This window comes from Corynebacterium sp. HMSC074C04, assembly GCF_001838295.1.
GTDB classification, from domain to species: Bacteria; Actinomycetota; Actinomycetes; order Mycobacteriales; family Mycobacteriaceae; genus Corynebacterium; species Corynebacterium amycolatum.
In genome coordinates, this window is the sequence record NZ_KV836270.1 from 428,412 (window position 1) to 452,073 (window position 23,662).

General features: G+C 64.5%; 16 protein-coding genes, 1 tRNA gene and 1 pseudogene. 5 read left to right on the forward strand and 13 right to left on the reverse strand.

What is annotated here, in order from left to right:
* The 5 genes and pseudogenes from eno to HMPREF3011_RS03205 form a co-directional block, all read right to left on the reverse strand.
* Nucleotides 1-294 (reverse strand): annotated as a pseudogene (gene eno, locus HMPREF3011_RS03185) (phosphopyruvate hydratase); the annotation flags it as partial.
* An 85-nt stretch (nt 295-379) separates the two neighbouring features.
* Nucleotides 380-1,240, reverse strand: a complete 861-nt coding sequence (locus tag HMPREF3011_RS03190) for a lytic transglycosylase domain-containing protein (protein WP_038626204.1) — start codon at nt 1,238-1,240, stop codon at nt 380-382.
* 71 nt (nt 1,241-1,311) lie between these two features.
* A complete protein-coding gene (locus tag HMPREF3011_RS03195; protein WP_038626213.1) occupies nt 1,312-2,337 on the reverse strand; it encodes a MazG nucleotide pyrophosphohydrolase domain-containing protein in 1,026 nt (341 codons plus the stop codon).
* 7 nt (nt 2,338-2,344) lie between these two features.
* Nucleotides 2,345-5,971 carry a transcription-repair coupling factor gene (gene mfd, locus HMPREF3011_RS03200; RefSeq protein ID WP_070560112.1) on the reverse strand — a complete coding sequence of 1,209 codons (3,627 nt, stop codon included), beginning with the start codon at nt 5,969-5,971 and terminating at the stop codon, nt 2,345-2,347.
* A 44-nt stretch (nt 5,972-6,015) separates the two neighbouring features.
* A complete protein-coding gene (locus HMPREF3011_RS03205) occupies nt 6,016-6,708 on the reverse strand; it encodes a TetR/AcrR family transcriptional regulator (RefSeq protein WP_141737464.1) in 693 nt (230 codons plus the stop codon).
* Nucleotides 6,709-6,808: 100 nt separating this feature from the next.
* Between HMPREF3011_RS03205 and HMPREF3011_RS03210 the strand changes: the two genes are divergently transcribed.
* From HMPREF3011_RS03210 to pth, 5 genes are all read left to right on the forward strand, one after another.
* Nucleotides 6,809-6,879 (forward strand) — tRNA-Gln (locus tag HMPREF3011_RS03210).
* A gap of 87 nt (nt 6,880-6,966) precedes the next feature.
* On the forward strand, nt 6,967-8,457 hold the full coding sequence (gene glmU, locus HMPREF3011_RS03215; protein WP_038626219.1) for a bifunctional UDP-N-acetylglucosamine diphosphorylase/glucosamine-1-phosphate N-acetyltransferase GlmU: 1,491 nt from the start codon (nt 6,967-6,969) through the stop codon (nt 8,455-8,457).
* 7 nt (nt 8,458-8,464) lie between these two features.
* Nucleotides 8,465-9,442 carry a ribose-phosphate diphosphokinase gene (locus HMPREF3011_RS03220; protein ID WP_016423206.1) on the forward strand — a complete coding sequence of 326 codons (978 nt, stop codon included), beginning with the start codon at nt 8,465-8,467 and terminating at the stop codon, nt 9,440-9,442.
* A 250-nt stretch (nt 9,443-9,692) separates the two neighbouring features.
* Nucleotides 9,693-10,334, forward strand: coding sequence for a 50S ribosomal protein L25/general stress protein Ctc (locus tag HMPREF3011_RS03225; RefSeq protein WP_038626221.1), 642 nt, complete (start codon nt 9,693-9,695; stop codon nt 10,332-10,334).
* Between the two features lie 144 nt (nt 10,335-10,478).
* Nucleotides 10,479-11,087 carry an aminoacyl-tRNA hydrolase gene (gene pth / locus HMPREF3011_RS03230; protein ID WP_070560114.1) on the forward strand — a complete coding sequence of 203 codons (609 nt, stop codon included), beginning with the start codon at nt 10,479-10,481 and terminating at the stop codon, nt 11,085-11,087.
* Between the two features lie 234 nt (nt 11,088-11,321).
* Here pth and HMPREF3011_RS03235 read toward each other — a convergent pair whose 3' ends face one another.
* The 8 genes from HMPREF3011_RS03235 to HMPREF3011_RS03270 form a co-directional block, all read right to left on the reverse strand.
* Nucleotides 11,322-13,055 carry an ABC transporter ATP-binding protein gene (locus tag HMPREF3011_RS03235; RefSeq protein WP_070841132.1) on the reverse strand — a complete coding sequence of 578 codons (1,734 nt, stop codon included), beginning with the start codon at nt 13,053-13,055 and terminating at the stop codon, nt 11,322-11,324.
* Nucleotides 13,052-14,830 (reverse strand): ABC transporter ATP-binding protein, encoded by a 1,779-nt coding sequence (locus HMPREF3011_RS03240; RefSeq protein WP_070560116.1) that lies wholly within the window; start codon nt 14,828-14,830, stop codon nt 13,052-13,054. The genes HMPREF3011_RS03235 and HMPREF3011_RS03240 overlap by 4 nt, the downstream gene beginning before the upstream one ends.
* Nucleotides 14,827-15,510 carry an SAM-dependent methyltransferase gene (locus tag HMPREF3011_RS03245; RefSeq protein WP_070560192.1) on the reverse strand — a complete coding sequence of 228 codons (684 nt, stop codon included), beginning with the start codon at nt 15,508-15,510 and terminating at the stop codon, nt 14,827-14,829. Before HMPREF3011_RS03245 ends, HMPREF3011_RS03240 begins: the two co-directional genes overlap by 4 nt.
* Nucleotides 15,511-15,617: 107 nt before the next feature.
* The gene (locus HMPREF3011_RS03250) at nt 15,618-16,355 is read right to left on the reverse strand and encodes an ABC transporter permease (RefSeq protein WP_038626230.1); all 738 of its coding nucleotides are present in this window, start codon (nt 16,353-16,355) and stop codon (nt 15,618-15,620) included.
* Complete coding sequence (locus HMPREF3011_RS03255; protein ID WP_038626232.1) at nt 16,352-17,104, reverse strand: ABC transporter permease; 753 nt, start codon at nt 17,102-17,104, stop codon at nt 16,352-16,354. Before HMPREF3011_RS03255 ends, HMPREF3011_RS03250 begins: the two co-directional genes overlap by 4 nt.
* Nucleotides 17,101-18,120, reverse strand: coding sequence for an ABC transporter ATP-binding protein (locus HMPREF3011_RS03260; RefSeq protein ID WP_038626234.1), 1,020 nt, complete (start codon nt 18,118-18,120; stop codon nt 17,101-17,103). The genes HMPREF3011_RS03255 and HMPREF3011_RS03260 overlap by 4 nt, the downstream gene beginning before the upstream one ends.
* Nucleotides 18,117-19,295 (reverse strand): saccharopine dehydrogenase family protein, encoded by a 1,179-nt coding sequence (locus HMPREF3011_RS03265; RefSeq protein WP_038626236.1) that lies wholly within the window; start codon nt 19,293-19,295, stop codon nt 18,117-18,119. The genes HMPREF3011_RS03260 and HMPREF3011_RS03265 overlap by 4 nt, the downstream gene beginning before the upstream one ends.
* The coding region (locus HMPREF3011_RS03270) for an AMP-binding protein (RefSeq protein WP_070841133.1) at nt 19,288-23,662 on the reverse strand (4,375 nt) is incomplete at its 5' end. The genes HMPREF3011_RS03265 and HMPREF3011_RS03270, both read right to left, overlap by 8 nt.

Genomic DNA, 23,662 nt, shown 5'->3' on the forward strand with positions numbered 1-23,662 from the left:
GCCGTCCAGCTCAATCATGGTCTTGTCAACCAGACGCTGATCCTCAGCCTCGAGGCCAATAATTGCGTCCTCAATCTCCTCGAGCACCGCGCGGACAGCCTTCTGGACACCCTTGCCCAGGTAACGATCCTCACCATCGCGGAGCTCGTGAGCCTCGTGTACACCGGTAGAGGCACCGGACGGAACCGCAGCGCGGCCCACAGCGCCGTCTTCCAACAGCACCTCAACCTCAACGGTCGGGTTACCACGGGAGTCCAGAATTTCGCGTGCGTTCAACTCGATGATTGCAGCCATAGGTCACCTTTCCGCCGGAACCGTTCCGGCACATGACTCCAATTGTGGCACGGTTTGCCAACCTTCGCCTTAAATCCTTTTCACCCTATGCGGGCTGATTCAGCGCATAGTTCGCCGCAGCGTCCCGAACATCGCGAAGATACTGCTCAGATTGGTTATATGAGCGAATTGCAGATGCCCACCCTTCCGGGGTGGCGAGGTCGCGTTCCCCACTGCAGAGCATCCGTGCGGTTGTCGCAGTCGCGTCGTCGATGTTGTTGGGGTCGGCGACACCATCACCCGAAGCATCCATCGCAAAGCGATGCCATGTCTCGGGAATAAACTGCATCGGCCCCACAGCGCGGTCATACTCTGTGTCACCGTCGAGTTCGCCATTGTCAGTATCGAGAACCTCGGCGAAGCCATTCGTGCCGTCCAGCGGCGGGCCGATAATCGTCGGACGCACTACCCCATCGGCACCGATATGCGCCGGCTTGAGCCAATTGCCCGAGTACGTGCCATGATTAGTCTCCACCTTGCCCAATCCTGCAAGCGTGTTCCACTCCAGGTGGCAGTTCGGGAACTGTTCGGCCGCAATCACATATGCGTTGCCGTAGGCGCGGAGGGCGTCCTCAGAAATCCCCGTCTTCGGGGAAATCTGCTGCGCCCACTGTCGGAGCTGTTCAGAGGTGCGCCCGGGCGCGTTGACATCAATCATCGGCGGTGGCTCAGCCGCGGCAGGCGGCACATTGTCCGGAATCGGCTTCTTGGTCAACGACGGGATAACGGGTCCAGTGAACATCGCCAACGCCCCAACCGTGCCAATGATAATCAGCACCGCCAGGGAGGTTAGACCGAGGCAGCCACAGCCTCGCGAGGACTTCTTTTTCCCCCTACTGCGGCCACGCGACTTCGCCCCGCGGGGTGCGGGGTGCGCGTATTCATCAAAGGGAGAATTAGAAGGCATGGGGAATTACTCTACGGGGTGAACCGTAAAAATCACTCAAACTCGAGGACAGAAATCACTTTTGTTGGAAACTAGCTGTCGCTTTCCGACGGGCCGAGGTCCTCAGCCCCTTCGTTATCTTCGCTGCCCGCTGCCCACTGCTCAGCACTACCGGCCTGCTGATTCTCCATCTGGGCCAGCTCAGCCAGGAATGCGCGTGAAGCCTGTCGGGTCCGCTCTTCAGCACCGGACTCAGTCTCCAGTCCCGGGGTCGGGACCAGAATCTCCACTGGAATGTCGGCATCGGACAGTCCCAGCGCACGTGCGCGGCGGATGGCTTCCTCAGCCAAAGTCAGAGCTGGCAACTGCGTAGCCGGGTTCGAGCGCGGACGTCCGCGGCCGTAAGTCCACAGTCGCTCCTGCTCTTCCTCCGAGACCATTTCTCCCTCGGCCACAGTGCCGTCGAAGAGGTACGGCTGACGAGCTCGCATCTTCAAAATAAAGTCGGTCGCCACGTCGTCGAAGTCGAAGTCCTCAGCGATTTCAGCGTGGAAGAGGACTTGCAGCAGCAGATCTGACAGCTCGCTACGAATGTCACCGCCTTCGTTGACTGCATCGACAAACTCGTAGGTCTCTTCAATGAGATACGGCAGCAGGCTCTTGTGCGTCTGGCGAGCTTCCCACTGCCCCGTGCGCCGTGCGGCCGCCATGATGTCCACAGCCTCGACGACGTGGGGCAGACGAGCTGCGGCAAGCTGTTCCTGCAGAGTCAGCGGTTCTGCCACTGGTTCCGATTCTGGTTCCGGCGCCGACTCCTGCACGGGAGCCGCGGCAACCGGAGCGGCCGGGTCCGCTGGAGCTGCTGGGTCCGGCGCATCATCCAGCTCGACCGAGTAGACTTTCTCGCCCGCATCGAGGCGATCGAGTACCTCATCATTTTCCATATCGGTGGTGACCAGAATCTCCGCCCGAGACACCGAGTGCCCACCGGCGTCGGCGATTGCCCAGCGCACACGGATCGGGACTTCTTCGGTGTAGCTGACTTCACCGGTCAGCAGGCTAGCGGCTTCCAGCGGAATCGCAGTTGGAAAGCGGCTATCGAGCTTGATGATAGTCATACGTTTTCTAGTCCTTTCCCATGTGCGAGATATCCATACGTGGAATTCCCGCCATCGATGTCAAGAAGTCTGCTACCCACTGCACCAATGCAATATCGCGGACAGGTTTTGCCCGCAACCCTCGCCCTTCCTTCGGCATTCCGACGGAAACCGTGCGCGTTGCCGCACGATAGGTCGCCTGTGGATACAGGCGCTTGAGACGCACCTGCTTGGAGTCAGCAAGCTCCATAGGGGTTATTCTAATGTGCGCCCCCATGGCTTGAACTTCATGCACGCCGAATTCCCGGCAAATAATTCGAAGCCGTGAAATAACCGCCAGTCTCTCCACCTCAATGGGTGGGGTTCCGTAACGGTCGACGAGCTCTTCGAGCACTACGTCGATATCGTCCAGCGCACTGGCGGCAGCAAATTTGCGGTACGCCTCTAGACGTAGGCGTTCCGACGACACATATTCGGCCGGAATATTCGCATCCACCGGCAAATCAATCCGAACTTCCTTCGGTTCGTTATCGGAAGCATCCGGAGTTTCACCATCGGCCACTGCCTTCAGTGCAGCCACGGCCTCGCCAACCAGTCGGACGTACATGTCGAAGCCGACGCCGGCAATGTGACCGGACTGCTCCGCACCGAGGATATTTCCGGCTCCGCGCATTTCCAGGTCCTTCATGGCCACGGCCATACCGGCACCCAAGTCATTGTTCTGCGCGATCGTGGACAGACGGTCGTAGGAAGTCTCCGTCAGCGTCTGATTCTCCGGGTAGAGGAAGTAGGCATAGGCGCGCTCACGGGAACGGCCCACGCGACCACGCAGCTGGTGCAGCTGGGAAAGACCCATATGGTGAGCGTTTTCCACAATCAACGTATTCGCGTTGGCAATATCCAGGCCGGTCTCCACGATGGTGGTACACACCAGCACGTCGTACTCGCGCTGCCAGAAGCCCTCGACCGTGCGCTCCAGCTGCTCCTCCCCCATCTGACCGTGGGCCACTACCACACGGGCCTCGGGCACCAAATTGCGGATATTCTGTGCGACCTTGTCAATGGTTTCCACCTTATTATGCAGGTAGAACACCTGGCCGTCGCGAAGCAGCTCGCGCCTGATAGCAGCGGCGACCTGCTTGTCAGACTGCGCGCCGACGTATGTCAGCACCGGGTGGCGGTCCTGCGGCGGGGTAAGAATCTGGCTCATCTCGCGGATGCCGGCAATCGACATTTCGAGCGTGCGCGGAATTGGCGTTGCGGACATGGTGAGCACGTCGACGTGGTGACGCAGCGCCTTGATGTGCTCCTTGTGCTCGACGCCGAAACGCTGCTCCTCGTCAACGATGACCAGACCGAGTTCTTTCCACTGCACGCCAGTCTGCAAGAGACGATGCGTGCCGATAACAATATCGACCGTCCCATTCTTCAACCCTTCGAGAACCTCTTTGGAGTCCTTCGGTGAGGTGAAGCGGGACAGCCCGCGGATGGTGACTGGGAAGCCCTCCATACGCTGAGTGAAAGTAGTCAAATGCTGCTGTGCCAACAGCGTGGTCGGCACCAACACTGCTACCTGACGGCCATCTTGAACCGCTTTGAAAGCAGCACGCAGTGCCACCTCGGTCTTGCCGTAGCCGACATCGCCGATGAGCACGCGGTCCATCGGTACCGGCTTTTCCATGTCGGACTTGATTTCGTCGATGGCCTGCAGCTGGTCCTCAGTCTCGGTGAAGGGGAAGTTATCCTCCATCTCCTGCTGCCACGGCGTATCCGGCGCGAACGCGTGGCCCGGCGCGGCTTGACGCTCGGCGTAGAGCTTGACCAGCTCTTCCGCTATCTCGCGGACAGCGCCACGGGCCTTGCGCTTGGTGGACTTCCAGTCCGAGCCGCCCATCTTCGACAGCGCGGGCTTTTCGCCGCCGACATAGCGCGACAGCAGATCCAGGCTCTCCATCGGCACGTAGAGCTGGTCCGAGGGACCTCCGCGCTTGCTCGGTGCGTACTCGAGCACCACGTACTCGCGGCGAGCCTGATCCTCGCCCGTGCCGATGGTGCGCTCAGTGAGCTTCACAAATCGACCGATGCCATGAGTGTCGTGTACGACATAGTCGCCGGCCTTCAGTGCCAGCGGATCCACGCGACCACGGCGCTTCGCCGGTTTACGGCGACCACCAAGGGCACCTTCCGCGATGCGGTTACCCGTGATGTCCTGCTCAGTAATCAGAGTCAGCGCGCCACCGGGAATACGCGGGAACACCAGGCCGCCGTGCAAAACACCCTGGTAGACGGTAATTCTCCCGGACTCGGGATACTCCGGGCCCGCCGCCATGCGCGTCGCAATTCCGGCTTCCCTAAACCTTTCCGCTTGCCGACGCGCGCCCGCGGGCGTCGCCGCCACGTACGCCACTCGTTCCCCCGCGACCGTGGCATCGCGCAGCTGCCTCATCAGGTGACCAATTTCCTTTAAGTCACCGCGTGGCGCGGGCCCAGGCTCAAAGGTTAGCGGCAGCACATCATCTTCGGTGACCCCCGCCTCCAACATGCCGGGCGGGGAAATATGCCACGAGGTGGGCATCGGGATAGAGGCCAAGCTACGGTAAGCGCTGGGCTCCAGACCATCGGTGGCGATTGGCGCCGAGCCACCCATCGCGGCCGTTTCCCACGCTGCGGCCATAAACTCCTCGCCCGCACTAATCAGGTCCTGCGCGCGAGAGCGAATGCGCTCCGGCCCGCACATGAGCACATGCGTTTTCTCCGGCATGACCTCGGTGAGCATCTTCATCGGATGCTGACTAATCAGTGGGATCAGCGACTCCATGCCCTCCACCCACTGGCCATCACCGATGCGGGTGAGCATTTCTTGGACCTGTCCAGAACGCGTGGTGGCGAGTTTCTCCGCGGCGCCCTTCACGTCGTCGTCGATAAGCAGTGCACGGCACGGGAAGATATCCAGCTGGTCGACCTCTATCTCAGAGATCGTGCGCTGGTCAGCGACGGAAAAGGCGCGCAGGTCGGTAACCTCGTCACCCCAGAGCTCGATACGAACCGGCAGCTCTTCGGTCGCCGGGAAGACATCGACGATGCCGCCACGCACGGCAAACTGACCACGCCTGCCGACCATGTCCACATGCGAATAGCCGTGATGCACCAGCCGCTCAACCAGGTTCTCGCAGTCCTGGTCCAGCTGGATGTGGATGGGCGCGCTGGCTTCAGCCTCGAGGTCGTCCACAATCGGCTGCACCAACGAGCGCACCGCCGCAATCAGAACGTCGACTTTGCCCCGGCGAACGTCGTAAAGCGCCTTACGACGCTGCGCCACAGTATCCACAGCCGGCGAAAGCTTCTCATGCGGGAGCGTCTCCCACGAGGGGAACATAGCTACACGGTCGCCGATCATCGACTTGACCTCGGCAGTCAGGTCCTCCGCCTCACGGCCAGTAGCCGTGACGACCAGCACCGGCACCTTCGTGGACATGGCGTAAATAAGGTGCGAACGCACCGCGTCCGCACCCGTGAGCGCCAGCCCGTCTTCGCCGACGCGCCCGAGCACGCCGACAAATTGAGGATCCGTGACAACGAGGCTTTCCAGCCCCGACAGCGGGTTCGGCAGAATGCTGGGTGTGGCTTTCGCCGAGGAAGACGCAGAAGTTGGCATAGCCCCAATATAACCATGCACCCCGGATTCACCCTGCGCGCTGGTTAGCCGTTCTCCGCCACCTGCATCGGGTCTGCCGCAGCACCTGCTCCGAACTTCGCGCCCTCAGCGGCCGCTGGTACATCAGCGGAGCCATGCAGAGTCGGGGCCCCCTCCATGCCGGCCAGCCCGTTCCAGCACAGGTTCACGATGTGCGCCGCCACCGTCTCTTTATCCGGACTGCGCTTCTCCATCCACCAGCGAGCAGTCTGCGAAACCATACCGACCATGCAGTTTCCGTAGAGCACCGACATGGCCGGGTCGAAACCAGCGCGTTTGAAAGCCTCGGAGAGGATAGGCGTAACCGACTCAGTGGCATTATTCAGCAGCGTCTCATAGCCACCCGCCACACCGGGGTCGCGAGAAATAATGGAGAATCCCTCCGGGTTTTCCTCGACATAAGTCAGCAATGCCAACACCGCCTGTTCGATGCGGTAACGCGAGCGCCCCAGGGACAACGCTTCCCTAATCGTGGCCTCCAGGGTCTTCATCTCCTGGTCGACGACTGCCTGGTAGAGCCGCTCTTTGGTACCAAAATGCTCGTAGACAACCGGCTTTGACACCCCGGCTGCGGCAGCGATCTCCTCCATTGAGGCGGCATCAAGCCCCTTGGCGGCAAAGATTCCACGGCTGACTTCTGTCAGCTGAGCTTTGCGCTGTGGACCGGTCATACGTCGTCTCGGAGAATTAGAGGCCATGCTTTTAGATTAGTGGCTAAAGTCTTGCTATCGTATATCGCAGGCGCAAGCGAGCCGGCTGAGTCGACTCAGCCATGCAATTTTTTCGCGTTCGCCCCATTCTCCCATGGTGTAATGGCAACACTCCGGTTTTTGGTACCGGCATTCTAGGTTCGAGTCCTGGTGGGAGAGCAAGCGGGGGGCCGGCCCCTTAATTAAGAAGTGACTTTTCGCCCCGCCGTGACCGTGATGCACCCTGACCGAGGAGTAGCAAGTTTCATGTCAAACGGTTCGGCCACCGCTGTGGTCATTCTCGCCGCGGGTCAAGGCACCCGAATGAAATCCGATACGCCGAAAATGCTGCACGCTATCGGCGGTCGCACCATGTTGGAGCACGCGCTCTATGCCGCCAAGGGCATTAGTCCGGATGAGATTGCTGTTGTCGTTGGCCACCAGCGCGAAAAGGTAATCGACGCCATCGGCACCTGGACAGAGAAGGCCGAGCACTCCAACGACGTCGTCATTGCCCCGCAGGAAGAGCAAAACGGTACCGGCCACGCTGTTCAGTGCGCACTGGAACACCCTGAGCTGCAGAATTTCGATGGCACCATCTTGGTAACCACTTCCGATGTTCCGCTGCTGGATTCCGAAGCGCTCCAGGCGCTGCTCGAAGAACACAACCGCAAGCCACGCGCTGCCGTGACCGTGCTGACCTCCACTGCTGAAAACCCGCACGGTTACGGCCGCATCGTTCGTAACGCCGACGGCGAAGTTCTGCGCATCGTGGAGGAAAAGGACGCCTCCGACGAGGAACGTGAGATCACCGAGGTCAACTCCGGTGTCTACGCATTCGATGCCGAGACCCTGGCAAACGCCCTCAAGCAATTGGACACCAACAATGCCCAGGGCGAGCTCTACCTCACCGATGTCATTGGCATCGCCCGGGAGGCCGACCGCTCAGTGCGCGGCCACCGCCTCGCCGACGCCACCGTCGTCGCCGGTGTCAATGACCGCGTACAGCTGGCTACCCTTGGCCGCGAGCTCAACCGCCGCACCTGCGAGGAAGCTATGCGCGCAGGTGCCACTCTCGTCGATCCGGACACCACGTGGATTGATGTTGAGGTGGAGATCGGACGCGATGTCACGATTCTGCCGGGCACCCAGCTGCACGGCAAGACTGTGATTGGCGACGGGGCCACCGTGGGACCGGACACGACACTGACCAACATGGTCGTCGGCAAGCGCGCCAGCGTCGTGCGTACGCACGGTTCCGATTCGGAGATCGGCGAGGATGCGACGGTCGGACCGTTCACCTACATTCGCCCGAACACCAAACTCGGTGTCGGCGCGAAGCTCGGTGGCTTCGTAGAGGCGAAGAACGCGCAGATCGGAAACGGTTCGAAGGTTCCGCACCTGACCTACGTCGGCGATGCGGAGATTGGCGAGCACTCCAACATTGGCGCCTCCAGCGTGTTCGTGAACTACGACGGTGTCAACAAGCACCGCACCGTTATCGGCTCGCATGTTCGCACCGGCTCCGACACCATGTTCATCGCTCCGGTGACCGTGGGTGATGGTGCGTACTCAGGTGCAGGTACTGTTATTAAGGACGACGTTCCTCCGGGAGCATTGGCGGTCAGTGGTGGCCGTCAGCGCAACATCGAGGGATGGGTCGAGCGGAAGCGTCCAGGTACCGCTGCTGCTGAGGCAGCGCAGGCGGCGCAGGTAGCTGACAACGCTGACAACAACAAGGAAGACCAGGAAGGCTAGACGGCAGATGACCGGCCAGTGGATCGATAACCAAAAGAACCTCATGCTCTTCTCCGGAAGGGCACACCCGGAATTGGGCGAGGCAGTTGCCAAGGAGCTCGGCACAGAGCTGACCCCGATGACCGCTCGTGATTTTGCCAACGGCGAAATCTTCGTGCGCTACGAGGAATCCGTCCGCGGTTCCGATGCCTTCGTGCTACAGGCACACCCGGCACCGCTGAATAAGTGGCTCATCGAGCAGCTGATTATGATTGACGCGCTCAAGCGCGGTTCGGCCAAGCGCATCACCGCTATCCTGCCGTTCTTCCCATACGCCCGCCAGGACAAGAAGCACCGTGGCCGTGAGCCGATTTCCGCTCGCCTGGTCGCTGACCTGCTCAAGACCGCCGGCGCTGACCGCATCGTCTCCGTGGACCTCCACACCGACCAGATTCAGGGCTTCTTCGACGGCCCGGTCGATCACATGCACGCCATGCCGATTCTGTCGGAGTACATCAAGAAGAACTACTCCCTGGACAACCTCGTCGTGGTCTCCCCTGACGCCGGCCGTGTGAAGGTTTCCGAGAAGTGGGCCAACACCCTGGGCGATGCCCCGCTGGCTTTCATTCACAAGACCCGTTCCGTCGATGTCGCGAACCAGGTTGTCGCCAACCGTGTGGTCGGCGAGGTCTCCGGTAAGACCTGTCTACTCATCGACGACATGATTGACACCGGCGGCACCATCGCCGGCGCTGTCAAGGTGCTGCGTGAGGCTGGCGCTGAGGATGTCATCATCGCTACCACGCACGGTGTCTTCTCTGACCCAGCTCGCGAGCGCCTGTCGAAGTGCGGTGCCCGCGAGGTCATCACCACCGATACTCTGCCGCAGTCCACCGAGGGCTGGGACAACCTGACCGTCCTGCCAATTGCGCCGCTGCTGGCTAAGACGATCCACGAGATCTTCGAAAACGGTTCCGTCACCACTCTCTTCGAGGGCCAGGCATAAGCTCTTTCCGCTTGCCGACGGGCACCCCGCTGCGACCAGCAACCTAGTTTTGCTGGTGGTGGCGGGGTTTGCTGTTTGACCTGTTAGTCCACTACAATTTTTCCGGTAAGTCTCGGCGAGGGCGACCACAGTAGCTGGTTGCCGTTATCGACGCGACGCTCGCAGCCCAACTTTTGCGCCCACAGAGGCATGGATGCGGCACGTGCTCGACTCGACGACTCAGTATCGAATCGTTTAGGAGTCCATTTTCATGGCAAAGCCCAACATCATCAAGATTGATGCTCGTAACCGCACCGAGTTCGGCAAGGGTGCCGCTCGCCGTGCCCGCGTTGCTGGCGACATCCCGGTTGTCATCTACGGCGCTGACCTGGATGCTCCGAAGCACATCCTCGTTGACACTCTGGATTTCCACGCTGTCATCCGTAACCACGGTGTCAACGCTGTTCTGGACGTCAACATCGAGGGCGAGTCCCAGCTGTCCATGGTTAAGGCTGTTGACCAGAACCCGCTGACTCTCGACATCGACCACGCTGACCTGCTCGCCATTCACCGTGACGAGAAGGTTGAGGTTGAGGTTCCGGTCGTTCCGACTGGCGAGCTCGCTCCGGGTGCCCTGCTCATGCAGGATGCCGAGACCATTCTGGTCAACGCACCGGTTCTGGCTATTCCGGAAGAGATTGAGGTCTCCGTCGAGGGTGCAGAGGTCGGCACCATGGTTCACGCCGGCGACGTTACCCTGCCAGAGGGCCTGGTCCTCACCGACGACGCTGACCTGCTCATCTTCAACATCGTCGAGCCGGAGGAGGAGCCGGCTGGTGACGTCGATGCCGACATCGAGGGCATGGGCGAGGCTGAGACCCCGGATGAGCCAGCTGAGGAATCCGCTGAGTAATTTAAGCGCTGAATAGCTCTAGCTGACTGAGCCAATACAGGCTTTCACGCTTAGCTAACAAAAAAGGGACGGACGCTCTTGTCCGTCCCTTTTTTGCACTCCCCAAAACCAAAAGATTGCTTACCGTGTGCCAAGATTGAACTCATGAACGCCTCCACCACGCCTCTACTTGTCGTGGGCCTCGGCAACCCTGGGCCCAAATATGAACTCACCCGCCATAACGTCGGACATCTGGTGCTAGATGAACTAGCTAGCCGCACTTCTCCGATGCCGTCGTCGTTTAGCGTGCACAAGAAGTCCAACGCTGAGATTGTGCAGACTCGGTTTAAAACCTCCGATGGTGGCGAGCGACAGGTGATTCTGGCTAAACCCCGGACGTACATGAATCTGTCGGGCGGGCCGGTCGCGGCGCTGGCGAAGTTCTTCAACATCGCACCTACCGACGTCGTGGTGGTCCACGATGAGCTAGATCTGGACCCGGGCGTGGTCCGCCTCAAACGTGGCGGTGGCGAGAATGGCCACAATGGGCTGCGTTCGACCTCGAAGTCATTGGGCACGAAGGACTACATGCGCGTGCGCATTGGCATTGGTCGTCCTCCGGGCCGCCAGGATCCAGCTGATTATGTGCTGCACAACTTCAATGCCAAGGAGCGCGAGGAACTCGCTTTCACCCTGCCCACCGCGGCGGAGGCAGTGGAGCTAATCGCCAGCCACGGGCTGGAAATTGCTCAGAACCAGGTGCACGGGCGGTAGCAGATAGAGGCAAATGGCAGCAACGAGCCCCCCCCCCTTCCCTCCCAACTTTCACTGGGATGAGAAAAGGGGGCTATTTTCGCGTTCCCGGGAGCTTCAGTCTTTACAGCTCGTCGGTGTTCGTGCTGCTCGGCGTTTTCGTCGGCGGTTTCGCTCTGTCCACCGAGCGTCTGGCGGTGGGATTCGGGAAGCTGCGGCAGGGCGCCCGTGAGGGCATCGACCAGGTGATGAGGATCAGGCGCCCGGGGAGCTCCCCGTCCGGCACGCCCACGACTCGGCGTAGCGACCGCCCTTCGCCAGCAATTCATCGTGCGTACCCCGTTCTGCGACCGTCCCGTCCTCTGAAAGCACGACGATGAGGTCGGCATCGCGGACGATGTGCAGGCGATGGGCGACGACGATCACGGTGTGATCGCCGCGCAACGCCTCCATCGTGCCGACGATCGCCCGCTCAGTGGCCGCATCCAGCGAGGACGTCGGCTCGTCGAGAAGCACCACCGGGGAATCCTTCAGAAGCGCCCGGGCGATGGCGAGGCGCTGCCGCTCGCCTCCCGACAGCAGCGTCCCCTCCTCCCCCACCGGGGTATCCCACCCGGAAGGCAGCAGCTCCACGATGCGGTCCACCCCGGAACGCCGGGCGGCCTCGCGCAAGCGGTCCCCGTCACCGGGCCCGGAACCGAATTCGGGGTCGGCGAAGACCACGTTGTCCCGCACGGACGCGTCGAAAAGGAACGTCTCCTGGAACACCGGGGTCACCAGCGAGTTCACGCCGTCTGTGCCGATTCGAGGCAAGGGCACCCCGCCGATGAGGATCTCCCCCGAGTCCGGATCATGAAAACGCGACAGCAGCCGCATGACCGTCGTCTTGCCCGCCCCCGACGGTCCCACTACGGCAACCAGCGCTCCCTGAGGTGCACGGAAGCTGACGCCGTCGAGAACCTTCTTATCCCCGTACCCGAAGCTCACGCCGCGGAACTCCACGTCATGCCCGTCGGGCGGCTCCGGTGCGGCAGGTTCGGGAAGGGCGGGGATTGCCCGCAGATCACGCAACGCAGCCAACGTGTTGCGGCCCGCACCGAAACCGCCGGACAACGCTCCCGCCGTGGTGATCGGTCCGGTGAACTGGACGACCACGATGAGCATTGGCGCCAAATGCGCCGGCGCCATCCCGCCCGTCGCGGCGACTGCCACGGCGACGATTACCGCCGCCGTGAACACCGCATGGACGACCGAACTCAACCGTCCGATGGCCGCCCCCTGCGTCGACGTCGCCTTCGCGAACGCATCGTGTTGGGCCCGGATCGCCTCATCCACCATCGCGTCCGCCGCCGAACCGTCGCTCGCGGCGCGAATCGCCTGCTGGCAGCGGGTGAACTCGATCAGCCTTCCGGAGACGGCAGCGACGGCGTCAGCATGCGCTTCGTCCGACTCCCCGCCGACCCGGCCAATGGCCCGGTAGGCGAAGAAGATCACCGGCGCCGACGCGACGAGAACCAAACCGACGCGCCAATCCACCGCCAGAATTCCGAAGGCGATGACGGTCGGCGCAACCACCGCGGCGATGACGGGCCGCAGGATCACGTGCGGCACGGACGCCGCAAACGCGATACCCGACGACGCCATCTCCGAAAAGCGGCCGGCCGTGGACTTGGTGACGTACCCGAGTGGCAACGTCAGCACGCGTTCGCCCAGGGAACGCAGCAGGGACGACAGCACCGCTGCGGAATTCGCCCTGCCGACCGTCCCCGCGGCGAGAGACAGCACCGCATGGGCGGCCGCGAGGCCGGCGATGACGCCGGTGAAACGCCACGCCGTCGCATCATCTCCCTCGGCCAGAGCCGACAGCAGCGGCAGCAGCGCGACGAACGCCGCTCCCTGGGCCAGCGCGGCAAGCGCGGCCAACGCAATGAGCCACGCCAGCGTCATTCTCGAGCGCCGATCCGTCATCGACCACAAGTCCCGAATCATCGGTTCCCCGCCTTTTCATCGTCTGATTCAATGCCCCGCGGGGCGGATGGTTCGTCGTCGAGCGCGAACGCGCGCCACAAATCCCGGTAGCGGCCACCGCGCGCAAGCAACTCGTCGTGGGTACCCGCCTCCGCGACCGCTCCCCCATCGAGAACGAGGATGCGGTCGGCGTTGCGGATCGTGCTCAACCTGTGCGCGATCACAATCACCGTCCGCGAACGGGCCAAACGCTCGATTGCGGACTGGATGAGGGCCTCGGAAGCCGGATCCGCGTAAGCGGTTGCCTCGTCGAAGATGAGCACCGGCGCGTCCGTGACGATCGACCTCGCGATGGCCACGCGCTGCGCCTCGCCACCGGAAAAGGTCACGTCGACGTTGACCACCGAATCCAGGCGCTTCGGCAGCGCCTCGATGACCGCATCGAGGTTCGCGAGCTTCGCGGCCGCCATGATGTCGCCGTCGGTGGCGTCTCTCTTGGCCAGCCGGATGTTCTCCCGCAACGGCAGCGTGAGCAACTGCGGATCTTGGAACACCACCGACACCGAGCGGTGCACGTCGCGCACGGCGATGTCGCGGAGATCGACGCCGCCCAGCAGCACCGAGCCTTCGACGGGGTCGTGGAAACGCGCCAACAACCGGGCGACGGTGGACTTTCCGGAACCGGAGGACCCCACCAACGCCGTGAGGGTCCCCGGTTCGAACGTCGCGGACATCCCATCGAGGACCCGCGGCCCATCCCCGTAGGAGAAGACCAGGTTCCGGACCTCGAGCGCGCCCCCGCGCACGGGCACCGGATCGGCGGGCTCGGCGATCGGCGGCGTGCCCAGCACCTCCGCGATGGATTTCAGGGCCGCGATCCCCGCGATGATGGGTTCGGAGTTCATGGCCACCCGCACGATCGCCGCGGAGAATCCAAGGCCGAGAACCAGCCCGGCGACGAGGCCCTCCGGTGTGCCGCCCGCGGCGTCCCTCAGAGCGAGGCCGGCGCCGCACACCACTGCGAGGACCGTGATCGGAGACGTCACCACGTCGATGAGCCCAAGATAGACGTTCGACTGCCGAGACCAGGCGGACCACGCGCGGACGAACGACGACGCCGCGGCATCGTAGCGGCCCGAGCCCTGGTTGGCGCGTCCGAAGGACTTCATCACCGGGATGCCGCGCACCAACTCGATGACCGCGGCCGTCACTCCTTCGGAGGCTCGCTCGTAGTCGCGCTGAAGGCCGGCGCCACGCGACATCATTACGCCCATCAGGGCGAAGGTGACCAGCACCGGGACGACCGCCACCGCCGCAATCCGCCAATCCACCGCGACGAGCGCGATGAGGGAAAGCAGGGGGACCAGCACCGCCACCACGGTCTCACCGACGGTGTGGCCCATGAGCTGGTGGACAGCCGCGACGTCCTTCTCAACCGACCCGATGATTCCCGACGAGCGCCGGGCGTCCAGCCAGCCCAGCGGCAACTTCCGGATTTGGGCGACCAGCCGGCGCCGGAGGTGGAGCTGCAGGTCGTTATCCGCCCGGTGCGAGAGCATGCCGGCGGCGCCGTCCGCGGCCATGCGCACCGTTGCGGCGACGACGATGACAGCCACGGCCAACCACGTCCGATGCTCCGGGGCCTCCGGGTACGTCATCGCGATGTCGATGATGCCGACCAGCGAAGCAACGGTAGCCACCGACGACAGGACGGATAACGCGACCACCGCACGCATCCGAGTCCGGATCGGGGCGAGCAGCGACCACGGGCCTACGGTCCCGTCCACGGCGCTCACTTGCCCGCCTCCCCGATCGCGCTTTTCTTCGTGAGAGTGCAGAAGTACACCATGCCGGCGTGTGAGGCTCCGCCCAGCTTCAGCCCGTTGGCTTCGGCGAGGTCCTCGAGCTCGCTGCCCCGGAACACCCGGTGGCCCATCTTCGCCATGACGGCCATGTCGACCCGCTCGTTCACGTCGGGATCCTCGGCGAACGTCTGCACGTAAGCGATGCCGCCGTCGGCGAGCAGCCCGGCGACCCTGCCGAGCGCGGCACCCGCATCCTTCATTTGGTGGAGCGCGCCGCACACCCAGATTTCATCGGTCCTGCCGGGCTCTCCCGCGAGCGGCGCAAGGACGTCGGCGACGTGGAATTCCGTCCGGGCCCCGAGCCCTTCGACGGCGGCGCGTTCGCGGGCGATGCGAATCGCATTGGGCGACAGGTCGTAGCCGACGATGTTCGCCCTGCGATAGCGAGGCTCGGCGGCGAGCATGCGGGCGAGCCACCCGGTTCCGCAACCGAGGTCGAGAACCCGGGCCGGTGCATCCGGCCCGGGATCCAGCGCACGGAGCTTCCGATACATGGCGGCGGCGTCCATCGGTTCACGCGCATAGCGGCTGAGGAACCTCGGCTGGACCTTGTCCTCGTAGGCCGCGAGGAGTCTGCGGTTGTTCTGGACGATCTGGGCAATCGACTTCATCTGGTTCTGTCTCCGGGGTGTGTGGGCCGCGTCCACGCGGCGGTTTCGGGTTAGGTGCTCGGGTTCGCGGGCCATCGTCGGCGGCGATGCCCCCGTGGACGTGCCCGTCATGCAGACTCCCCCGGCCTCGTTTTCACGGCGATGCCCCACGCCGCAAGCACGGCGATGCCTAAGAACCAGGCCGCGCAGACCACCAGACCCGCAGCCCCGTTGCCGTTGACGGCCTCGCCGGCCGCGGATACGGGGGTGTGCCCGGCGATTCCGCGCAGGAGAGGACGGAAGTGGTCGGCGGGCATGAGCACCGTGTTGACGAACATCGCAACGATGATTAACGGGATGAGGGCCACGGAGCCCTGGGGGCTGGTGATGGAGAACGCGATGTACGTGCCGGTGCATGCGGCCGCCGCGGCAACCATCGCGCCGGTCACCGCGATCCTCCACCACCAGGACGCCTCAGGGGGGCTGTCGGAAAGCAAGGCGGCCACCGCCACGACGACGACCGACATCGCCATGATCCGGATGAACTCGGCGATGATCCGTGCGGCCGGCACGGCCGCGTACGGCGCCGGCATGGTGATCAACCGCTCGTGGAGGCCATTGCTGCGTTCAACGAACACAGTGGACGATCCCGTGATGGCCAAGATGAACGCCCACGTCGTCACGACCAGGATGACCGCGTTCGGGAGTTCGAACTCTCCGGTGAGCTGCCTGACCAGGCCACCGAACATGCGGTTGACGATGAACAGGTACACGAGCGGAGCAATGAACGTCATGAACCAGAAGTCGGGGCGCCGCAGCCAAATGTGGGCAATGCGCCGCAGATGCACGAAGATGGGGCCGATCATGATTCGCTCCTCGAGGTGAACCGGCGGATGAACAGGACGATTCCGGCGACCGCCGCGACACCGAGCCACAGGGCTGCCTCTTCCCCGGCACTATCCGGGAAGGCATCCGGGGACGCCGCCCTGATCACCTCGATGATCGGCGAAAACGGCATGTGACGTACGACGTCGCGCAGGGAGCCGTCCAAAGCGGTCGCCGGAATGAACGCAGTGGAGAACATGAGCAGCAGCATTTCCAGCGCCTGGATCGATGAGGCCGTCGACACCGGGGCGGGCACCATCAGGATCACCCCGTCCGTGACCAGGGACAGGACCGCCGCGGCGAACAGCGACCACAGGACAGTCCACGCGACGTCACCGACAGCCATGTCGAGGCCGCAGGCCCACGCGACGACCAGCAGCGCCGCGATCGACGCGGACATCCGCAGCACATCGGTGACGAGCCTGCCGGCGACATAGCCGCCTGTGGCCCCGGGCAACACGCGCACGCGGTCAACGAGCCCGGATTCGACGTCCTGTCCCACCGCCATCGCCGACGCCGCGGCGGTGAACATCGCCGCCTGGAACAGGCAGCCGCCGAGCACGAAACGCAGGTACCCGAAGCCGGATTGCCCCGCCGAGTACCCAAACACCGCGTACAGGCACAGCAGAAAGAGGGGCGGAACTACGAACATGGAAATCAGCGACGCGGTGTTGCGTCGCAACAGCAGCAGATCCCGACGGAGAAACGCCGCGACCGACGTCGCACTCATCGCGCCGCACCCCCTGCGTTCATCGATATGAATACCTCGTTGAGGGTGGGCGGCGACACGCTCAGCGAATCCGGCAACGCTTCCGAGGCCTCCATCGCCTGCGCCACCGCCTCGAGGACCCGCGGTCCGGGGTCGACGTCGAGGGACACCGACTTCCCCGCGACGCGGGCGCCGTCCAGGCACGTTCCTCCGAGGCAGCGGGCGAACGCCTCCGCCTCGGCGGTGGTGGCAAAGGACACGCGGAGCACGTGCGACCCGAAGTCGCGGCGCAATTCCTCCGGCGTTCCGCTGGCGACGATGCGGCGATCCTTGAGCAGATGGACGTGGTCGGCCAGCGCCTCCGCCTCTTCCAGGTACTGGGTGGTCAGCACCAGGGTCATTCCGTCGTCTCGCAGCTGCCGGATGAAGCCCCACAGCTCTTCGCGGCTGACCGGATCCAGCCCCGTCGTGGGTTCGTCGAGGAACAGCAGCCTGGGCACGACGCACAGCGACGCGGCGATGTCGAGGCGGCGCCGCATGCCACCCGAATAGGCCGACGCCAGCGTCGAGGCACTGTCTGCGAGCGAGAATTGCGCGAGCAGTTCCGTCGCGCGGGCGGCCGCGGCGGCGCGGTCGAGTCCGCGCAGCCGCCCGAAGAACTCCAGGTTCTCCCGGCCGGTGAGGTTCTCGTCGATCGCCGCGAATTGGCCGGTGGTGGCAATGTCAGCGCGCACGCCCGCCGGGTTCTCTTTCACATCGCGCGAGAAGATGCTCACCTCGCCGGAGTCGGCGGTGATGAGCGTCGACAGGATTCGGATGAGGGTGGTCTTGCCTGCGCCGTTGTGACCGAGGAACGACACGATCGCCCCGGCGGGCACGGTGAAACTCACGCCGTCGAGCACATGCTTGCGCATCCGGGCACCGCGCTTTCCCTTGCGCCCGCCTTCGGGCGGGGTGCCCGCTTTGCCCGCAATCGGGTAGCTCTTCGTGAGGTCGCGTACGACGATCGCCGCACCTCGTTCAGCTTGATCCGTCATCGTTTCCCCTTTTCTTTGGTATCGCAGTGGGCCGCTGTCGGCAGCGGCCCCGTGGTCGGGTTGTCATGCGGCACCTCGATATGGATGCCCGCATCGCGGGCGAAGGCGAGGACCGGTTCGAGGAGCCGGGGGTGGCCGACGAGATCCCGGCACCCCGGCGCGACCGGCTTCCCCGCGACCGCCACAACTGTGGCGGCAGCAATCGCCGCGGTCATTTTGTAGGAACCCGGGCCGGTCGCCCGGACGACGGTCGTCTCGGCCGCCGGGCCCGCATCGCCCGCGCCGGCGGACGACAGTGCGACGACCAGCTCGGCGGGTTGCGGAGTGCCCTTCGCCCGCGCCTTCCGCGATGTCACGGCCGCCCCGAGACGGGCGAGCAGACCGGAGACAACGGGCATCGAGTACAGTCTCGACGTGCGGATTTTCTCCACCGACTCATCGGGGAGGGCATCGAAGGCGACGTGGTAGGAATATCCACGGATCGAGGGGCACACCTCGCGTACGACGTCGATGTCCGGGCATTCGTAGCTGATTCCGCTTTGCGACGACACCGGGTTGCGCCGCACCTCGACGATGGTGCCGCCGAGCATCGTGCGGTATCCGCCGCGGATAGTCCGGAACATTGACTCGACCGCCGCGGCCCCGGATTCCTGGTCGGCGCCGATTCGCAGATCGACCCGCACATCGCGGACCTCTTCGGCGCCCGCGGCGCGGGCCCCGAGCACCAACAGGGCCGTCGACAAGCCCGGGCACAGACCGAACCCGGTGAGCACGGGAACCCCCTCCCGCCGGGCATCCCCGTCGAGGGCCATGATCGCGCGGCGGGCGTCGATCGAATCGTTGACGTCGATGTACCCGGTGCCTGAGTCGATGCAAGCACGGGCGAGTGAGTCTGCGTGCACCTCGAACGGGCCGGTGCAGTTGACCACCCAATCGTGTTTGCGGAAGACCCTGCAGATCTCGTTGTGGCCGGCGGCGATCCTCAGCGGGAAGTGCCGCCCCGGGCCATCGTCTGGCTTCTGCCGGGAAGTGTAGGCCAGCTCAATCCCGTCGACGACGCCGAGCATCCCCCGGACGAGCCGTCCGGTGACGCCGGTACCTCCGGCCACCAGCACTTTCACGGGTTCGCCCGCGTCGCGGTCCCGTGCTTCCCCGCCGTTTCGTCGGTCAGTCATTTTCCATCTCGTTTCCCCGGTCCCGCGACCGGTCGATTCCTTCGGACGACGGGTCCGCTGCCCTGTCGTCCGTTTCCGGCGCTCGGCGCCGGCGTTCGATGTACTCCCCGATGAGGGCCCCGGTCAGCGCGGCATCCTCTCCGAGGACGAACGAATAGTGGTTTCCCGCGACGCCGGCGACGCAGAGGTCATCGACGAGGTGGTCCCGCCACTGGTCGTGGTTGTGAGCCTCGCCGTCATCGGGGAGAACGAACAGCGCCTCCCTCACCCGACCCTCGGGCCGGTACCGGGTGCGGGCATCGATGAGCGAGCGCAGCGAGTTGAACTCCGTCGCCGTCACCCGGTCGCCGGAAAGCCCAAGGTCCTCCAGGAGCGTCGGTGCGACTGCTGCGGCCAGGGCACGCAGACGGGCCCCCCGTTCCTCGTCGGTCTCATCGACCCCGCCGAACTCCGCCCAGAGGCGGGCAACCGGCGTTCCGTGCGGGAGATCGGCGATCGAGGGCACCACCCGGGACAGCAGCCCCTTTTCGGATTCCGCGCCGAAATCCCCGACGTCGACCGCGATCCCCGGAGCCAGGCTGTCGAGAAACACCAGCGCGGGATCAAGATCGGCCAAACGGAGCACCATCTCGGCCGCGATGGTGCCGCCGAGGCTCCATCCGACGATCGCCGGGGCGGCACCGTCGACGAGCACCTCGCGGACCCGGCCCGAGTAGTGGGCCGCGATGTCGCCGATGCCGATGGCGTGGGGGAATGGTCTCTCGAACTCCGCGAAGCCGACGCCCCACACCTGCCCGCCACCGGGGATCGCGAGGGCCAGGTCTCGGTAGATGTCGACGGTGCCGAATCCGCCGTGGACGAGGAAGATCGGGTGCGCCTCATCGCCGCTGCGCAATAGGACCAGCGAACGGTCCGCGGCCGACGCGCCGGGATCATCCGCGTCCCGCCGGTCGGTCGGCGTGGCCGTCGACTGGCCGACGAGCTCGGCCACGCCACGTGGCGTCGGCTTGGCCAGCGCTTCCGCGAGCGGCACCGATGCCCCGGTGATGTCCTGGATCCGCTGCATCAGATTCACGAATCCCAGGGAGTCGTAGCCGAGGAGGAACAGGTCGTCGTCCGCGCCGGCTTCGGCGCCGCCTAGGTCGGCCCGGACCATCCCGGTGATGACCGTCAGGTATTCGCGAACTCGGCCCATCAGTTCCCCGGATGCGATCCTCGAGATCGCGCCCGACCTGTCGCGCTCCGCCGATGACGCGCCCGCGACGCCGTCGCCGATCGCCCCACCGCTGGAAGAAGTGCCCCCGACCGCCAGGCGCAGGCGCCGAACCTGGCCGACGCTCAGCGGCGCCGCTTCGGGGCAGCCCCCGGCGAAGCCCGACACCGACCTGATGTAGTGGTCGAAGATGTCCTCCACCAGTTCCGGTTCCAGGATCTGCTCGACGAAATCCCAGGCGACGTTGATACGCCCGCCAACCTCCATCACTTGGTTGTCCAACAGCACCTGCGGGGTCTGGGAGATGGCGTAATCGACGTCACCCAGGACGTGGGCACCCCTGCCCGAGCCATCGCCTGCCGCGGAACCCTCGCCGAACAGCAACGAGGTGTACACGAACGGCGCGATGGCCTGTCCGACGGGCAGACCCCGGTGGCGCGCGATGGCGCCGAGCAACGACACCCCGGAGTACCCGGCCGCCATGTGCCCGAGCAGCCGGTCGCGCAGTTCCGCCGTCCACCAACGGAGGTCATAGTCGGCGGCCGCTTTCACCGGCATCAGAATGACGCCGGTGAAATCACCGAAGACGCCGGCGAAGTCGGCGATTTCGGGATCACGGTTGTACGTGGTGATGTTGATGCCGACCGAATCCCCCCTCGACCACAGCGACAGGCTCGTCGCATAGCAGGCGAGAAGCAGTGCGGACACGCTGCCGTCGGCGGCGCTGGCCCGTTCCCGCAACAGTGCGGTTTCCTCAGCGGTGAACGTGTGCGACAGGCGACGCATCCGCGGCACATCCACGTCCGCGGCCGCACCGATTGATGGAAGGGTGTTGCCGGGCGGGAAGTCCTCGACCACCGTCCGAGTCAACGTCTCATCGCCGCGCCCGACCGCCGAAGCCTCCCGGCGCTTCATCTCCAAGACGTACGTGCGGTAGTCGCCGGTGACGGGCGGAAGCTCCGTTCCCCGGTACAGCTTGTCCAGGTCGTCGATGAAAATCCGTTGGCTCGCCCCGTCTCCGATGATCATGTCCACGCTGAAGAACAGGCGGTGCCGCCCGTCCGGGAGCGCGAACGCCGACAGATGGAACAAGGGCCAGCTGCCCAGATCGAATACCTGGTGGCTCAGCTCATCGCGCTTGCGCCGCACCGCCTCGACCACGGTCGCCTCATCGGCGGCCCGGTAGTCGGCGACGGCAATGCGGTAGCGCGGAACCTCCGGCAGGATCCGCTGCGTGGCTTGTGCGGTGAACACGACGCGCAGCATCGGATGCCTGCGGATGAGGTTGTCGAGGGCGTCCTCCAGGCGGTCGATGTCGGTACCGGGTTCGGTGACGGATTCGATGTAGTAGTGCTCGGTGACGCCGCCCAGCTCGAACCCGGAGTTCCGGCCGACGTAGTAGGCCTTCTGCATGTCGGTCAGGGGGAACGGCGCGTGGGGGTCGTCCCCGAATTGTTCCACCGGATCCTTCCCGTGGGCACTCGCGGAGGATTCTCGGACGCCTCCTGCGACTGAACCGGCACCGCCGGCACAATCGAGGGAAGACACTGCCTCGGCGACGGCTTCAGACTCGGCACCGGACTCCCGCATGGCCTCCGAGACAAGGCCGGCGATGTGCGCGATGGTCGGGTCGGCGATGACGTCGCGGAAACGGAGCCGGACGCCCGTCTTCTGCCGGATCGCGCGCATCATAACCTGGAATTGCAGGGAATCGCCGCCGCGGCGGAAGAAGGACTCTCCCGCGCCGCATGCCGGATCCGCCGCACTCGTCGACGGGGCTTCCCCGAGGATCTCGTCGAAGACTCCGGACACCAACTCGATCGCCCCGGGGACGGCGACGGAACCAGCCGCGCCCGCGGCTCCGGCCTCCGCCCCGGCGACCTCGCCATCGGCCGTTGCCCCGCCGCCCGCGGCGCCGACGTGCCTACGAATTTCCTCCTGATCCAGTTTCCCGTTGACGGTGACGGGCAGGTGCGCCACGGGCAGCAGGACCGTCGGTACCATGTACGCTGGCAAGCAGCGGGCGAGCTCGGCCCGGACGACATCCCGCGAGCCGGTCATGTCGTCCGCCGGAACGTAAAGGCACGCCAGGAGTCCCCGACCGCCCGATTCGACGACCGCCGCCATCGACGCGGTCACCAGGCCGGACCGCTCGAGGACCGATTCGATTTCTCCGAGTTCGACGCGGAAGCCCGCGATTTTCACCTGACGATCGCGGCGGCCGAGAAATTCCACGAAACCCTCCGCGTTGAAGATGCCCACGTCTCCGGTCCGGTAGCAGCGCCCGATGCCTGGGACATCCACGAAGGCGGCAGCGGTCCGCTCTGGATCGGCCGCATACCCCTGCGCGACGCCGAGACCGCTGATGTGGATTTCCCCCGGCACGCCGACGGGGCAATGCACCCCGTCGGGCGCGAGCACGTGAATGCCCTGGTTCGCCAGCGGGTACCCGTAGGGAATGCGGTTTTCCAGGCTGTCGCGTTGCAGCGGGCAGTAGATGGACCAAATGCTTCCTTCGGTCGCACCGCCGAGGCTATTGATCGACGCGTTCGGGAACATGTCCATGGCGCGCGCCGGAAGCCCCGCTGCGATGCGATCGCCGCTAAGCAATACGGTGCGCACATCCGGGAACACGTCGTCGTCCGACGTCCGGACCAGGGCGAGCTCCAAAAGGGCGGGCGCGGAGTTCCACAGCGTGACCCGCTCTTCCCGCAAGACGTCGAGGATTTCATCGGCGTCGCGCTCGTCTCCGACCATCGTCACCGTCGCGCCTGCCGCAAACGCCCCGAACACGTCGTAGACCGACAGGTCGAATCCCAGCGACGACAATCCGATGATGCAATCGGCGGAGGTGACCCCATACCGCCGGTTCACGTCGAGGATGGTGTTGATGCAGTTGCGGTGACTGATCCGCACACCCTTTGGTCGGCCCGTCGTCCCCGAGGTGAAGATGACGTAGGCAAGGTCGTCAGGGGCAGTGCCAAGCGAAGGGTGCGCACCCGCGCTGCCCGCGCGGTCGCAGACTTCCGCGGCTGCGGGCTTGCCGACGCCCGCCACTCCGCTTTGGTTCAGTTCATCGATCACGCCGGTGTCCAGAATCGGGCCCGACGCACCTGAGGCTTCCACGACGTATTCCTGTCGCTGGGCCGGCATG